The following is a 14,706-nucleotide window of genomic DNA, read 5'->3' on the forward strand; positions in this document are numbered from 1 at the left end:
TTCTCTAGACGGGGATAAAATAGGAGCCTGAATATTTGAATGAAACCATTAAACGTAAGGCTACTTTATAATTTTTCGAAAAAAGAACTGAATAAGAAGTTCGAAGCATATCAATTCACTTTTATTTTTTGATAAAAAATATATCTAACACATCTGCATAGCTAACAAAGGGAGCTGGAAATACTAGTCCAGAATAAAATAGCATTATGGTATTAAATAAATTCAATAAGACGGATACTCGTTTAAAGCGTTCTGTTAACTTAATTGCTATGGTATATAAGACAAAAAATACAGCATAATTAAGTATTGACATCAAAATCAAATCCACTAAATGTAATGAGGGCATAAAAAATTTTCCATTAAAAAACATATGCGATAGAATGATTGAAATCAAAAAAATGAGTGTTGACCAAATAAAATAAGTTGTTGATCTAGCAATATAAATCATCATTGGTGTCCGTCTAGTTGTTTTGATATTTGTATATTGATTAGTGCGAATTTCAAATTCCAACTCCTCATTAGCAAGCAATATCACATTAGTTATAGAATAATAAATAAAAAAATAGAGTAGATTTATCGGTTTATCACTATTGAAAATAATAATGATTCCTGTAATAAAAATCATCGAATAAATCACTTCGCAAATACTATCAAACGTGTATCGAACTCTATAATTAAAATATCTTCTTAATTCACTAAACATGGAAAAGGCTCCCCCTTTTTTTAGCAATGTTCAATAAAGTGAAAAATAGGAAAGTTCCAACTGACCAATATACTGCACAATAAACTATAATTAAAAAAACACTCTGATAGGACGGAGAAATAATAAAATTCCTCAAGGCATAGTAAGGGAAAAGCTTTCCTATAAAGCCAAATAAACCACCTAGCGGTGTTAGTATGCCAGTAAAATACAGCATGAAATAAGAAATTAACGATGTAATGCTAGAAGTACGATTAAAAACGAAGCAGAGGCTTGATAGGCAAAAGCCCAAACCATATATGCTAATAATAGTTAGCATACATGCAGCCAGGTTTCCAACTAACTTTAAGATACCATCCGGAAAATCAATATCATTTAACGTGGATAAAACGATAAATATAGGTATGGCTTTAACTAGATCCACCAATATCTGAACCATAATTTTAAACATTAAAACATGAAAAACACTCTTACTACTCTGGATTACACTAATCAAAGTTCTGTCATAAAGGTCATCCTCAATAAAAAAAGTTGGATGCGTAATAATATGACTCGTAAAATACCAAGTAAATAATAAACATAACAATAAAAATTTACTTTGTGTATTTTTAAAATATTGAAGATAAGCTGAAACCATTATCAAAATTCCAAAATTTGAAAAAAATAAATTAAATTTAAACTGCATCATCTCCTGCAGCTGTCTCTTTAACTCCCTTCTTATTTCTTTAATCATCATTGATAACCTCATACAATATTTCTTCGATGCTTTCTTCAACTTCTTCAAAAAATATCATCTCAAAATTATTAAAGATATTATTTTTCACCTGACTATCTTTCACTTCAACAATCAATCTTTCATTTTCTACTTGATAAGATAAATCAGGAAACATTCTCTCAAAAGCATCTTTCTCAGAATCTGAAATACCAATTCTATATTTAATCCACCTAGTATTTTTCCCAAAGATTTCTGAAAAACTACCTTGCTGTATTATTTCGCCTCTACTCATGATACAAATTCTTGTTGATATTTCTTTTGCAAAATAGATATCATGAGTCGTCATGAGAACAATGGTTCCTTTTTCTTGACTCAGAGTTAGTAATAATTTCGCAAACTGCTTTTTGGCAATGACATCCAGACCATTGGTTGGCTCATCTAAACACAATACTTTTGGCTTACAAAGTAATGCAATAATCAAAGACAATTTTTGTCTCGTTCCTTGTGACAATTCGGACACCAAGACATCAACATAGGGATGGAAAGCTAGTTTATTAAATAAATCCTCCAATTCTTCCTTAATCTGACTACGCGAACTTTTATTCAAATGTAAAAAGTAATCAATATTTTGATTTGCCGTCAGATATTCATAGTAGCCTCTACCGCTTCTAGTACAAGCTTGACATTGTTATGAATATCTTTCGAAGTATTCTTACTGCCAAAAACAAATACATCACCTGCATCTTGTAACATTAAGCCAGAGATAATTTTTATGAAAGTTGATTTACCCGCACCATTGGTGCCCACTATAGAAACAATCTCTCCTGAATGCGATCCAAAGCTAGGAATGTCCAATACAACTTTACCACGAAAATTTTTCTTTAGATTGCGTACAATAATTTCATTCATACTCGCATTAACCTATTTCGATTACTAATACTTACACTGCCAAAAATTTAAAAACAAGGATTTTTAAATTACTTTCACTAAAACGTTCCTACGTTTTCACCAGCAAAGCTACACACTCAGCGGTTCAGACTTTCCGTATCATTTCGTCGGTTTCCCTCCTCATTCTACGAGTCCTATCCCATGGGCGGAGCATCTACTTCTACTTCGCTGATACCTCTGCTCGTACAAGCAGTGATACCGCCTCGACATGATGCGTTTGCGGGACTCAAAAGGTTTGGGGAACCTTTTGAGGATTAGCTACGTTTCACTAACAAACTTACACACTCGACATGATGCGTTTGCGGAAATAAGTCCACCGGCTGGACTTTCTTCAGTTCATAACCCAGTTCTTGATAGAGCTTAATATCACGCGCCATGGTAGCAACATTGCAGGAGATATAAGTGATTTTCTTGGGCTCCATGCTGACGCTGGCTTTGATGAAGCTCTCGGTCAGTCCTTTTCGTGGTGGATCGACTAGGATGACATCCGCTTGGATACCCTCTTTAAGCCAGTTTTGGATGGCTTCTTCAGCAGGAGCGCAGACATAGCTGGCGTTGGTAATGCCGTTGATTGCTGCATTCTTTCGGCTATTTTCGACAGCTTCAGGAATGACCTCAACTCCATAGACTGCCTTGACATGCTTGGCAACTGATAGACCGATAGTCCCGATACCCGAGTAGGCATCAAGCACCACATCATCAGCGGTTAGTTCGGAAAAGTCAATAGCTGTCTGATAGAGTTTTTCTGCCATTTCGGTATTGACTTGGTAAAAAGCTGGTCCAGAGATTTGGAAGTCATTTCCCAGCATGCGGTCGGTAATGTAGTCTTGACCATAAAGCGTTCGCCAGTCTTTTCCGAAAATCGCATTGCCCGGCTGGTCGTTGATATTCTGCATGATGGACTTGATAGCTGGGAAGGCTTCTATCAAGCGCTCCATCAGCTGCTCCACTCGGAATATTTTAGGCCGAGTTGTGACCAGAATTACCATGATTTCCCCTGAATAATGGCCACGGCGAACAACTAGATTGCGAATGAGTCCCGTTTTTTCCTGCTCATCATAAGGTTTGAGGTCAAAACGACGGAGCAAGTCGCGTGTAAAGAGGATAACTTGATCAATGACTGGGTCCTGAATATAGAAATCTTCAATCGGCAGGAGGTCATGGGAATTTTTCCGGAAAAATCCTGTTTCCAGCTGACCATTGACACGACGAACAGGCACTTGAGCCTTATTACGGTAGCCCAACGGCTGCTCCATACCAAGTGTCGGAGGCACTTCAACATCAGACAAACCAGCAATCTTATAAAGACTGTCCTTGACCTGCTTACGTTTGAAGTCTAGCTGGGCTGGGTAGTTCAGATGCCCCAAGTCAGCAATCCCCGTACGCAGATAGGCCATATCAAGATTTTCATTGCGCTGGTCTGAAGTACGGAGAAATTCCTCCACCTTGCCAAAGCCAATTTTTTTGTTGACCTTGAGCACACGCATGCGGATGAGCTCACCCGGCAGGGCATTTTCCACAAAGAAAACCAGGCCTTCTGCCTTCGCCACTCCTGCTCCCTCGTGGCTCAAATCCACTATTTCAACTTCAATCATATCATTCTTTTTTAACATATTTTTCTCTTTCTGCTTTATCGCTCTGCTATTTCCCAAAAGAAAAGGCAGGACATCGTCCTACCTTTCATTATATCATATATCTTATCTGAGACCCATTTGCTGCAGTCTTTCTTTATAGGCTTCAAAGTCAATCAAGAGCCCTTGGCCACCGTACATGTCATAGGTATCCTCCCAGTCGCCATTTTCCGGAATCGTCAGGCGCTCAACCCCATTGCGGGAATCTCCAGCCATAGAGAGACCATTAGTCAAAAGGAAGCTGTAAGGCACATTGGTCGAAGTCAAGGCAAAGACCTTACCCAGAGCCTCTGATCCGGTAAAGAGCTTAGTCGGATCCTTGACCTGCTGGAAAACAGCTGTCAATACTTCCTGCTGGCGGCGGGTCCGGCCAAAGTCGCCCTCGTCATCCTTACGGAAGCGAGCATAGTTGAGCAAGGTCCGACCGTCCATCTGCTGCTGACCGACCTTGATTGTTTGGTTGGGTACCACACCGTCCTTCATATTCAGGTCATCCGGCACTTCAACTTCTGTCACCTTCTCCCCATCAATCGTTGAGAACTGAGCATTCATGCTGACGCCATTTGGGAAAAGGGTGTCAATAGCTGTCGCAAAAGTCTGGAAATCCACCAGTGCATAATATTTGATGTCCAAATCAAAGTTATCTTTGAGCATCTGGCGGACATAGTCTGCACCACGGTTGTGGTTTTGCTCCCCAATCGTATAGGCAGAATTGAGCTTTTGGTCATAGTAATCTGCCTGCGACGGATCGGTGTATTCGTTACTGACACCATCAATGTGAATAAGGGTATCACGCATAAAGCTGACCAATTTCACCTTATGGTCCTTATTACCAACATTCAAAACCATAATAGAGTCCGTCCTCGTCTCAGTCGAGTCGTCACCAACCCGACCGTCTGTTCCAAGAATGAGGATATTCACTCCGTCTTTAGTATCCTTACCGTCAAAGAATTCTGTTTCTGCTGGCTTAGAATTGCCAGTGTGAGCTGTCGTCAAGCCTTTGACAAACATGAAAATCATGCCTCCCAAGACCATAAGAAGGAAAATCCCTACCCAAAGCAGAATTCGTTTCAAGCGGATTTTTTTGCGAGGCTTCTTGGGCTTGTCTTGTCCCAGACCAGCTCCTGCCAGAGCTTCAGGCTCCTTCTTTTGCTTTCTGCTGCGAGAAGAACGCTCAGGGTACTTGGGCAAAAGACCAGAAGAATCCATTTCCACTGGCTCTTGCTCATAGGCGTCACTAACTGTATGCGGCTGCTCTTCATGGCTAGGCACACTGGCTGAACTGCCAATCCCCTTGGACTTCTGACGCAGATAGTCAAATTCTTTCTTTTCTTTATCGTTTAGATAATAATAATTTTTGTAGAGATAATCTAAGCGGAGCTGTTCATGATGGCTAAGATTTTCTGGTTTCTTCATCTCTTCTCCAATCTATTGCTACTTGTCCTGAATCAGAAACACACTGTAGCTACCAAAAATTTTATAAGTAATTCCAAGACTTGTCAACTCTTGATAGGCAAAATCCGCCAATTTTTTCTGCTCGTTGTCAATGTCAATAATGAAGAAATACTCTCCCAAAGCCGTTTTTAGAGGCCGGCTCTCAATCTTGGTCAGGTCAATCCCACGCCAAGCAAAGGTCGACAAAGCCTTATAGAGGGCACCAGGCAGATTGTCCGGCAAGGTTAAAGCCAGTGTCTGCTTGTCTCCCGTCTTAGCCAGTTCAAGCTCAGGCACCTCATGACCCAGAATCCAGAAGCGGGTATAATTTTCTTCCATTTCCTGAATGTCGCTGGCCGCTACTTTGAGCCCGTACTCTGCTGCAGCTGTGCGCGGGGCAATAGCCGCAAAATTCTTTTCAGGATGTTCTGCCACAAAACGAGCTGCATAGGCCGTACTAGCCGTCATCTCAATGGCAGCCTGCGGATAGTGCTGACGGATGTATTTTTTCCCTTGAGCAATAGCCTGCGGATGAGAAAATATCTTCTCGATTGGCTTCTCCAAATCCGTCACTAAAAGCTGCTGCTTGATGGGCTGGACGATCTCAGCCACCGCCTGAATGTCTGCTTGATGAAAGAGATAGTCCAAGGTCTCGTGGACACTGCCCTCAATGGAATTTTCCACCGGAACGACCGAGTAATCCACTTCCCTAGCCTCATAAGCCTTCATGACCTCGGTGATATTCTGATAGGGCACCAAGTCCTCGCTCGGAAAGGCAGCTTGGGCTACATGGTGAGAAAAGGAGCCTCTAGGGCCTAGAAATGCTATTTTCATTGAATTTCCTCAATAATTTCCTGCGGGCTTTTAAGCCTCGTATCAACAATCTGGGTCGCCACTTCCTCATACCAGGCCTGACGCTGCTCAAAAATCTGCTGCAAGTCTGACTTGCTCTGGTTTAAGAACAAGGGCCGTTCCTGCTCAGCATCCTGCTGAATTCGCTGATAGAGCGTTTCAAAATCTGCTTTCAGGTAGATATTATCAGCATTCTGAGTCAGTAATCTGCGATTTTCAGGGCTGACGACTACACCGCCGCCAGTTGAGACCACCAAGTCTGTATCGATCAACTCAGCCAAGAGCTGGGCTTCAGCTGCCCGGAAGGCCGCTTCACCATGCTGGTCAAAATAGTCCTTGATAGACATGCCCAACCGCTGGCAGAGCAGTTCATCCATATCGACAAAGTCTTGAGCTAAGCCTCTGGCCACTGTGGATTTTCCGGCTCCCATAAAGCCCAGCAATATCTTAGCCATGCATCAAGCCCTCCAAGTCGCTGAAAAAGCTTGGATAGCTGGTCTTAATGGCTTCAGACCGCTCAAGTTCTACATGACCGCTTTGAGCCAATAAAGCAGCAATCGCCGTCATCATCCCGATGCGATGGTCGCCTAAGGTATTGACCTGTGCGCCGTGAAGAGGTGTTTTCCCTTCAATAATCATGCCGTCTTCCGTCGGGGTAATAGCTGCACCCATGCTATTGAGAGCGTCTGCCACTACCTGGATCCGATCGGTTTCCTTGACCTTGAGCTCCTCTGCATCACGAATGACCGTCCGTCCCTGAGCCTGAGTCGCAAGAAGTGCAATAATCGGCAACTCATCAATCAAGCGTGGGATAATCTCGCCGCCAATCTCAGTGCCCTTAAGCTCAGAAGTCTCAACGGTGATGGTCGCAGACTTGGCTACTGGATCGACATCTGACAGCGTCATCCGTCCGCCCATAGCCTCTATCACTTCTAGAATCCCTGTACGAGTTTCATTGATGCCGACATTCTCTAAAACAATCTTAGAGTCCGGCACAATCAGTCCAGCTACCAGCCAAAAAGCCGCGCTGGAAATGTCACCTGGGACCGTCACTTCCTGAGCAGTGAATTCCTGACCGCCCTGAATGCGAATTTCCTTGCCCTTGACCTCAATCTGCCCACCAAACTGGGCAATCATATCTTCTGTATGATTACGGGTGATTTCCTTTTCTATAATGACCGAATCTCCCTGAGCCTGCAGGGCAGCAAAAATCAAGGCCGACTTAACCTGAGCAGAAGCCACTGGCAGCTGATAGTAGATAGGCTGCAGTTCACTGCTGCCCTTCATCTTGAGCGGTGGTAAATCACGCTCAGTCCGACCAGCAATCTCTACTCCCATCTGCCGCAGAGGGATGGTCACCCGATCCATAGGCCGCTTGGATAGACTGTCGTCACCAAACATCTCCGCTTCGAAATCCTGACCAGCCAAAACACCAGAAATCAAACGGATAGACGTTCCAGAATTGCCCATATCCAGCTTATTTTTCGGTGCTTGCAGACCCTCAAATCCTACACCGTGTATCTTGACTAGATTTCCATCGTCCTCAATCTGCACGCCTAAGTCACGAAAAACCTGCATAGTGGATAGCACGTCTTCTCCTCGCAGAATGTCGCGGACGGTAGTAACGCCCTTGGCCAAACTGCCAAAAATAATGGAACGGTGACTGATGGATTTATCTCCAGGTACGCGGATACGGCCCTTCAGGCCTCTTACATTGGTTGATAATTTCATAGGTGACCTCGTACTTTCCTTTGTTGCTTCTTATTTTATCATAAAAAGACCAGAAATTCTTAAAATTTCTGGAATCCTAGCTGAAGCAAAAAGAATCCGGGTATTCAGCCCAGATTCTTCTTTTTTTTTTAGTTTACTTAAGCAAATCTTGTACCGGATCAAAGATAATACGCTCAATGTCCGCCAGATAGATGGACAGTTGCTGCTGCTTATTGAAGAATTCAGAAAGAACAGCATTGCCCTGAATCTTCTCGCCAAAGGAAGTCATCTTGTCCTGCACCTCCTGAGTCGGTACCTGACCAGTCTGAGCCAGTTGCTGCAGCTCTTGCTGGAAAGCCAGATAATCCTCAAAAATAGCCTTGGCTTCGCTATCAGCATCCACTGCTTTCTTACTTTCTGCGACGGCCTTGTACTCAGGCAAATCACGCAGATTTCTGCTCAGTTCATTGGCTAAATCATAAATATTTGACATAGAGTTCTCCAATCTATATTAGTCTACGGACACTAGGTAATCCGTATTTTCTCTTACTATTGTAGCAGATTTTTCCAAATCTTGGCGATTTTTAAAGGTGATTTGCAGAATACCGTTGATATCTTCTCGGTTTTCCTCGTTGATGCGAATATTAACGACTGAAATTCCGCGCAGAAGCTCCAAAATACCCAAAATCGCATCTTCTTCGTCAGGCACTTCAATAAAGAGGTCGTAAAAGCTGTCCACACCTGCACGCTTATGAATTTCCATCTGCTTGCGGCTCTGCCGTCCTCGGTCAAAAAATTCCCAGATAGCTGTCTCGTCCTTAGCCTCAATCGCTGCGGCAACCTTGTCCAACTGGTCTTTAAAATCTTCCAGCCGCTCCAAGATAGCTTGAGGATTGGTCAAGAGAATAGAGGTCCACATACCCGGTTCACTCTCCGCAATCCGCGTCATATCTCGAAAACCACCAGCTGCAAAAGACTGGGTTAGCTCATGCTCTTGGCTATAAGCTGCCGCTTGCTCCATAAGGCTGGAGGCTAAGATATGCGGAAAATGGCTGATTTGGCTGGTCACTCGGTCGTGCTCGGCTGCGTCCACTTGGATAAAGCGGGCATGAAGACCACTCAGTAAGTCTTTCATTTCCTCAAGCGTGCCAGGCTTGGTCAGGCTAGAGGGGGTGAAGATATAATAGGCATTTTCAAAGAGAGTGACATGGGCAGCCTTGGCTCCGGTCTTGTGACTTCCAGCCATAGGATGAGCACCAACAAAGCGGACAGCTTTATTTTGCAGATATCTTTCTGCAGCCGCCACAATTTCCGATTTAGTTGAGCCTGCATCTGAGATGAGAACATTCTCCTTCAGATCCATCTCGTCCAAGTCCTTGATAAAAGCTATGGTCTGCTTGATGGGCACAGCCAGAATAATCACATCAGCCAATGGAGCAAAGGCGGCAAAATCATCCGTTACCCGGTCTACCATTCCTCGCTCCAGGGCAACCTGTCTTGATTCTTCACTTCTGTTATAGCCGAGAATTTCAATCTCAGGATGAGCTCGCCTGATGCCCAGAGCCAGGGAAGCTCCAATCAGTCCCAGACCTGCGATATAGACTGTTTTTCTCTCCATGCCCACTCCTCTCTTCTAAAAGTTCTTGACAAATTCCCGGTGGCTGGCTACCGCATCCTTTAGTTCTTCCAGATTGTCCGAAGAGAACTTCTCCAGAACTTCGGTGGCTAAAACTGTTGCCACCACGCTTTCCATGACAACACCCGCCGCTGGTAGAGCCGTAGGATCGCTCCGCTCCACTGTCGCCTTATAAGGCTCGTGGGTCTCAATATCCACACTCATCAGTGGCTTGTAAAGGGTTGGAATGGGCTTCATGACACCACGAACCACGATTGGCTGACCATTGGTCATACCGCCCTCAAAGCCGCCTAGATTATTGGTCCTGCGAGTGAAGCCATCTTCCTCAGACCAAAGGATTTCATCCATGACTTGACTGCCTTTGAGACGACCGGCTTCAAAGCCCACACCAAACTCGACTCCCTTAAAAGCATTGATGGACACGACTCCCTGAGCAATCTTGGCATCCAGCTTCTTATCCCATTGAACATAGGAGCCCAGACCAACCGGAACACCGCCAACGACAGTCTCAATGACACCACCGATGGTATCCCCGTCTTTCTTAATCTGATCAATGTAGTCCTTGATCTCTTCTTCGCGCTCGGGATTGACAATGGAAACCTCTGACTGGGCAGCTCTTTCTTTGATCTCTGCTACAGTCAAATCATCCGGCACATCAATATCAATGCCGCCAAAAGTTACGATATGGCTGGCTACCTCCACACCGATTTCTTCAAGCAAGCGCTTGGCTACTGCGCCGACTGCTACACGCATAGTCGTTTCACGCGCAGAAGAGCGCTCAAGGGAATTTCGTAAATCGTCAAAGCGGTATTTCATACCACCAACCAAGTCCGCATGTCCAGGGCGTGGTTTGGTAATCTTGCGCAGCCCTTTTTTCTTTTCATCCACATCTGCCGCGCTCATAATCTCCAGCCACTTCTGATGATCCAGATTTGTAACATTGAGGGTAATCGGGCCGCCCATGGTCAAGCCATGACGAACCCCAGACGTAATCTCGACTTGATCGCTTTCAATCTTCATGCGGGCACCTCGACCGTAACCACCCTGGCGTCGCTTGAGCTCAGCATTGATATAATCAGCGGTCAGAGGAAGACCAGCCGGCACTCCCTCAATAATAGCTGTCAGACGTGGTCCGTGGGATTCTCCTGCTGTTAAGTATCTCATACATTTTCTCCTATTTCTGAGATGGAAAGCACTGGACATTCTGTCTATTTTTCATCTAAAATGTCCAATCGTCTTAAACTCCATCTGGCACTTATTTCTTCAGAAATTCTTTCATCTCTTCCAGCGGAATCTGGTGAATACTAGCCGAACCCAACTCAGGCACCAGTACTAGCTTGATAGAGTTGCCTCTAGCCTTCTTATCATGGGTCAGTGCCTGATAGAGAGCAACTTCATTCCAAGGCTGGTAATCCACCGGCAAGCCAAACTTCTGACACATATGGATGATGTCTTCTGTAATCCCAGCTGGCATAAGGCCTTGCTTTTCAGCGACGCGGGAAACTTGTACCATGCCAATCGCCACAGCTTCACCGTGCATGACTTTGCCATAGCCCGCTGTCGCTTCAATAGCGTGCCCAATAGTATGGCCGAAATTCAGATAGAGGCGAACGCCATTATCCAGCTCGTCCTCGACCACAATCTTACGCTTGACATCGCAGGAATGGTAAATGATGCTCTCCGCATGTTCCAAAATCGACTCAGGGCTGCCATCCATTTCCGAAAGCTCATCCCAGAGTTCCTTATCCTCAATCAAGCCGTACTTGACCACCTCGCCCATGCCTTCGATTAGTTCCCGCTGACCCAAAGTATGCAAGACCTCTGGGTCAATCAGAACTCCGTCAGGCTGGGTAAAAGTTCCTACCATATTCTTGGCCCAAGGTGTATTGACACCTGTCTTACCACCGATAGAGGAGTCCACTTGAGCAGTCAGACTGGTCGGAATCTGCACGAAATGAACGCCCCGCATGTAGGTCGAAGCAACAAATCCTGCCAAATCACCAACAACGCCGCCACCCAAGGCAACGATCCCGTCGCTGCGAGTCAGACCAATCTTGACCAAAAACTCATAGACTTTGTTGACAGTCTTTAAGTTCTTGCTGGCTTCACCCTCCAAAAAGTCAAATACAAAGGCCTCAAACCCAGCCGCTTCCAAGCTCAGCTTGACCTTTTCCGCATAGAGTCTAGCCACTCGATTGTCCGTGACGATGACCACCTTTTGAGGCTGCCAAAGCTGACTCAGCCAACTTCCAGCCTGAGATAAAGCCCCCTTTTCGATGAGGATATCATAGGGATGATGCGGGAGATTCACATTCAGTTTCATAAGCGCCTCCTTATTTGTATAATTCTTCTAAACATTGACAAATTTCCTGACTGGGCATGGTCTTGCCGGTCCAAAGTTCAAAGGCTTCTGCTCCCTGATAGAGCAGCATACCCAGTCCATTGACCGCTGAGACATTTTGATTTCTGGCCCATTTGAGAAAGGGCGTTTCAAAAGGTTGGTAGATAACATCCGCAACTAAAATCTGGCTGGGCAGTTCAATCTGTTCAGGCAAGGGCATGCTGATGCCATCCATGCCTAGACTAGTCCCATTGACCAGAAGGTCTGATTGGTTGATTGTATCCTGCAAGCTATCCGCATCTTCCAAGGTTAGCACCTGGATACGACTCTTGGTTTGGCGGCTGAGAGCTGCTATCTTTCTGACAGTCTTCTCATAGGAAGCTTGCCGAGTAAAAACAAAAATTTCCTCAGCTTGGTCCAAAGCTGCTTGGGCAATAATCGCTGTCGCAGCTCCACCGGCTCCCAAAATTGTCATTTTTTTGCCCCGAATAGCAAAAGAAGGCAAGCTCTTAAAAAATCCCTTGCCATCTGTGTTATAACCAACTAAAATTCCATTTTTATTCACAACCGTATTGACCGCTCCGATAAGGCGGGCACTGACATCCAGCTCGTCCAGATAAGGTATCACTTCCTGCTTGTATGGCATGGAAAGATTGACACCAAACATATCGAATCTGCGGATATTTTCTATACTGGCCTGCAGATCCTTTGCTTCTACTTCCCAAGCTAGATAGACACCATTGACACCGGTCTTTTCAAACGCCATATTGTGAATAAGAGGAGAAATACTATGCTTAATTGGCTTGGCAACCACAGCAGCCATGCGGGTGTGGCCATTAATTCTCATTCAAAATCTCCTGGATTTTCTTCATATTGCTCAGAGAAATCTGACCGGGTGCTGACGCCATATCCTGACTGGCAAATGACCAGCTGGAACCTGTCAAGTCAGCCGCAATACGTGAAATTTTACCGACTTTTCCCATGGAAATGGTGACAAAATCCTGCTCAGGATTTAAAGTCTTGAAACCGCGAGTATAGTTCATCAAGTCCAGCACATCCTGCTCATTGTGAGCCATGACAGAAACCTTGACTACCTTAGGGGTCAGAGAAGTCAGCTCAGACAGGATTTCCATCATATTTTCAGGCGTTTCCTCGAAGTTATGGTAGCTCAGCACCAGATTAGGAAACTCAAGCATTTCTTCAAATTTCTCCTTGTGAGAGAAATATTCAAAGTCGATATAATCCGGCTGGTAAAAACCGGCTACTTCCTTGATGAGAGCTACGTATTCATCATCGGACAGTTCGATTTCTCCGCCTTCCTGACGGGTCCGCAGCGTGAAAATCAATTCACGTCCGGCAAATTTTTCAAAAATAGCTGGCGCAACATTTAAAATATCATCCTTGGCCAGAAAATCCGCCCGCCATTCAATAATATCCGCATCTTCATAGCGTGATACATCAATTTCTTGAGCTTCTTCTAAACTCTTGGGCATTACAGAAACGACTAATTTCATTGGTCCACCTTTATTGTAAATACCTTGAGGTAATTACTGCTCCCGTCTTTTTTATTATAGACAAAGTCTGCTGGCAGGCCATACTCCGCAAGATAGCGGTGCTTTCTGCCGGCAAGGCCTTTTTCAATTTCTTGTTTAAACTTACTTTTGGAAAGATTGGCTGCATTGGTACTTAAAATCATGATTCCCTGAGGATTCAAGATTTCCAAAGCTTGTGCAACCAAACGATGATAATCTTTAGCAACTGAAAATGTTCGCTTTTTATTTCTAGCAAAGCTAGGCGGATCTATCACAATGACATCAAAGCTTAGATCGTGACGCTTAGCATATTTGAAATAATCAAAGACATCCATCACCTGAAAGCGATGCTGATCCAATGTCAGACCATTGGCCAGAAAATGAGCTTCTGACAGCTCACAGCTGCGCTTGGCCAAATCAACTGATACTGTCTGACTGGCACCGCCCATGGCTGCTGCTACTGAAAAAGCAGCTGTGTAGGAAAACATATTGAGTAAACTTTTACCAGCAGCCAGACCATCTACCAGACTAGCTCGCACATCATGCTGATCCAGAAAGATACCGGTCATAAGACCATCATTCAGAAAAACCTGATAGCGAACACCGTTCTCCAAGACTGTGAAGGTTTCCGGCGCTTCCGCTCCGTAGAGATGGGCCGATTCATAGTCCAAACCCTTGAAACGAATCTTTTCATAAACTCCCTGAATCTCTGGGAAAACCTTAGCGAAGGCTGTTAGAATCCGCTCCTTGATAGCAAAAACAAAGTCATTGTACCAAGAAAAAAGCGCAAAGTCATTGTAGAAATCCACTGTGAAACCACCAAAGCCATCCCCCTCTTGATTAAAGAGACGAAAGGCAGTCGTGTCAGACGAACGGAAATAAATAGAACGTCTGCTCTTAGCCTGCTCAAAAAGATCTTGAAAAAAATCCGAATTCAGCTCTACCTTCTTTCGGGAAATCAGCCAGCCTACTCCCTTATTCTGCGGAGAGAGATAAGCTGTGCCTAAAAACTTTCCCTGACGGTTTTGCAGTTCCACGCATTGATTCTGAAGCGAAAGAGCGCCAAAATCCTTTTTATCTAATAAAAGAATGCCCTTTCTCAGTTTTTCTTCTGCCTGTTGAGTAACAGTAAGTTTATTCATAAATTATATTATACCAAAGATTGTGAAAATTCTCAAAACATATTTTACATTTGAGTTAATAAAAG

14 protein-coding genes and 1 pseudogene are annotated in these 14,706 nt (G+C 44.3%); all 15 read right to left on the reverse strand.

The window, feature by feature from the left end; genetic code table 11:
- Nucleotides 1-121: 121 nt before the first annotated feature.
- The gene (locus K1J09_RS01610) at nucleotides 122-703 is read right to left on the reverse strand and encodes a hypothetical protein (protein ID WP_223322501.1); all 582 of its coding nucleotides are present in this window, start codon (nucleotides 701-703) and stop codon (nucleotides 122-124) included.
- Entirely contained in the window at nucleotides 696-1,436 is a 741-nt protein-coding gene (locus K1J09_RS01615; RefSeq protein ID WP_223322500.1) for an ABC transporter permease, read from the reverse strand. Before K1J09_RS01615 ends, K1J09_RS01610 begins: the two co-directional genes overlap by 8 nt.
- Nucleotides 1,426-2,324: pseudogene (locus tag K1J09_RS11845) on the reverse strand (ABC transporter ATP-binding protein). The gene K1J09_RS01615 and the pseudogene K1J09_RS11845 overlap by 11 nt, the downstream one beginning before the upstream one ends.
- 293 nt (nucleotides 2,325-2,617) lie before the next feature.
- On the reverse strand, nucleotides 2,618-3,976 hold the full coding sequence (rlmD, locus tag K1J09_RS01625) for a 23S rRNA (uracil(1939)-C(5))-methyltransferase RlmD (protein ID WP_317627824.1): 1,359 nt from the start codon (nucleotides 3,974-3,976) through the stop codon (nucleotides 2,618-2,620).
- Between the two features lie 84 nt (nucleotides 3,977-4,060).
- Nucleotides 4,061-5,410, reverse strand: a complete 1,350-nt coding sequence (locus K1J09_RS01630; protein WP_223322498.1) for an LCP family protein — start codon at nucleotides 5,408-5,410, stop codon at nucleotides 4,061-4,063.
- An 18-nt stretch (nucleotides 5,411-5,428) separates the two neighbouring features.
- Nucleotides 5,429-6,262, reverse strand: a complete 834-nt coding sequence (gene pheA, locus K1J09_RS01635) for a prephenate dehydratase (protein WP_223322497.1) — start codon at nucleotides 6,260-6,262, stop codon at nucleotides 5,429-5,431.
- On the reverse strand, nucleotides 6,259-6,735 hold the full coding sequence (locus K1J09_RS01640; protein WP_125356212.1) for a shikimate kinase: 477 nt from the start codon (nucleotides 6,733-6,735) through the stop codon (nucleotides 6,259-6,261). Before K1J09_RS01640 ends, pheA begins: the two co-directional genes overlap by 4 nt.
- Nucleotides 6,728-8,011 (reverse strand): 3-phosphoshikimate 1-carboxyvinyltransferase, encoded by a 1,284-nt coding sequence (aroA, locus tag K1J09_RS01645; protein ID WP_223322496.1) that lies wholly within the window; start codon nucleotides 8,009-8,011, stop codon nucleotides 6,728-6,730. Before aroA ends, K1J09_RS01640 begins: the two co-directional genes overlap by 8 nt.
- Nucleotides 8,012-8,144: 133 nt before the next feature.
- Nucleotides 8,145-8,483, reverse strand: a complete 339-nt coding sequence (locus K1J09_RS01650) for a YlbF/YmcA family competence regulator (protein WP_002930910.1) — start codon at nucleotides 8,481-8,483, stop codon at nucleotides 8,145-8,147.
- A gap of 18 nt (nucleotides 8,484-8,501) precedes the next feature.
- Complete coding sequence (locus K1J09_RS01655) at nucleotides 8,502-9,608, reverse strand: prephenate dehydrogenase (RefSeq protein WP_223322495.1); 1,107 nt, start codon at nucleotides 9,606-9,608, stop codon at nucleotides 8,502-8,504.
- A 15-nt stretch (nucleotides 9,609-9,623) separates the two neighbouring features.
- A complete protein-coding gene (gene aroC, locus K1J09_RS01660; protein ID WP_223322494.1) occupies nucleotides 9,624-10,790 on the reverse strand; it encodes a chorismate synthase in 1,167 nt (388 codons plus the stop codon).
- A gap of 91 nt (nucleotides 10,791-10,881) precedes the next feature.
- Nucleotides 10,882-11,949 (reverse strand): 3-dehydroquinate synthase, encoded by a 1,068-nt coding sequence (gene aroB / locus K1J09_RS01665; RefSeq protein WP_223322493.1) that lies wholly within the window; start codon nucleotides 11,947-11,949, stop codon nucleotides 10,882-10,884.
- A gap of 10 nt (nucleotides 11,950-11,959) precedes the next feature.
- Nucleotides 11,960-12,814, reverse strand: a complete 855-nt coding sequence (locus tag K1J09_RS01670) for a shikimate dehydrogenase (RefSeq protein ID WP_223322492.1) — start codon at nucleotides 12,812-12,814, stop codon at nucleotides 11,960-11,962.
- Nucleotides 12,804-13,481 (reverse strand): type I 3-dehydroquinate dehydratase, encoded by a 678-nt coding sequence (gene aroD, locus K1J09_RS01675; RefSeq protein WP_223322491.1) that lies wholly within the window; start codon nucleotides 13,479-13,481, stop codon nucleotides 12,804-12,806. The genes K1J09_RS01670 and aroD overlap by 11 nt, the downstream gene beginning before the upstream one ends.
- The gene (locus K1J09_RS01680; RefSeq protein ID WP_223322490.1) at nucleotides 13,478-14,641 is read right to left on the reverse strand and encodes a class I SAM-dependent rRNA methyltransferase; all 1,164 of its coding nucleotides are present in this window, start codon (nucleotides 14,639-14,641) and stop codon (nucleotides 13,478-13,480) included. Before K1J09_RS01680 ends, aroD begins: the two co-directional genes overlap by 4 nt.
- Nucleotides 14,642-14,706 lie beyond the last annotated feature (65 nt).

Source organism: Streptococcus sanguinis (assembly GCF_019928825.1).
GTDB classification, from domain to species: domain Bacteria; phylum Bacillota; class Bacilli; order Lactobacillales; family Streptococcaceae; genus Streptococcus; species Streptococcus sanguinis_L.

Bases quoted from the DNA above. Each gene is read 5' to 3' on its own strand.
- K1J09_RS01610 (WP_223322501.1), bottom strand. From the start codon at position 703: ATGTTTAGTGAATTAAGAAGATATTTTAATTATAGAGTTCGATACACG.
- K1J09_RS01615 (WP_223322500.1), bottom strand. From the start codon at position 1,436: ATGATGATTAAAGAAATAAGAAGGGAGTTAAAGAGACAGCTGCAGGAG.
- rlmD (WP_317627824.1), bottom strand. From the start codon at position 3,976: ATGTTAAAAAAGAATGATATGATTGAAGTTGAAATAGTGGATTTGAGC.
- K1J09_RS01630 (WP_223322498.1), bottom strand. From the start codon at position 5,410: ATGAAGAAACCAGAAAATCTTAGCCATCATGAACAGCTCCGCTTAGAT.
- pheA (WP_223322497.1), bottom strand. From the start codon at position 6,262: ATGAAAATAGCATTTCTAGGCCCTAGAGGCTCCTTTTCTCACCATGTA.
- K1J09_RS01640 (WP_125356212.1), bottom strand. From the start codon at position 6,735: ATGGCTAAGATATTGCTGGGCTTTATGGGAGCCGGAAAATCCACAGTG.
- aroA (WP_223322496.1), bottom strand. From the start codon at position 8,011: ATGAAATTATCAACCAATGTAAGAGGCCTGAAGGGCCGTATCCGCGTA.
- K1J09_RS01650 (WP_002930910.1), bottom strand. From the start codon at position 8,483: ATGTCAAATATTTATGATTTAGCCAATGAACTGAGCAGAAATCTGCGT.
- K1J09_RS01655 (WP_223322495.1), bottom strand. From the start codon at position 9,608: ATGGAGAGAAAAACAGTCTATATCGCAGGTCTGGGACTGATTGGAGCT.
- aroC (WP_223322494.1), bottom strand. From the start codon at position 10,790: ATGAGATACTTAACAGCAGGAGAATCCCACGGACCACGTCTGACAGCT.
- aroB (WP_223322493.1), bottom strand. From the start codon at position 11,949: ATGAAACTGAATGTGAATCTCCCGCATCATCCCTATGATATCCTCATC.
- K1J09_RS01670 (WP_223322492.1), bottom strand. From the start codon at position 12,814: ATGAGAATTAATGGCCACACCCGCATGGCTGCTGTGGTTGCCAAGCCA.
- aroD (WP_223322491.1), bottom strand. From the start codon at position 13,481: ATGAAATTAGTCGTTTCTGTAATGCCCAAGAGTTTAGAAGAAGCTCAA.
- K1J09_RS01680 (WP_223322490.1), bottom strand. From the start codon at position 14,641: ATGAATAAACTTACTGTTACTCAACAGGCAGAAGAAAAACTGAGAAAG.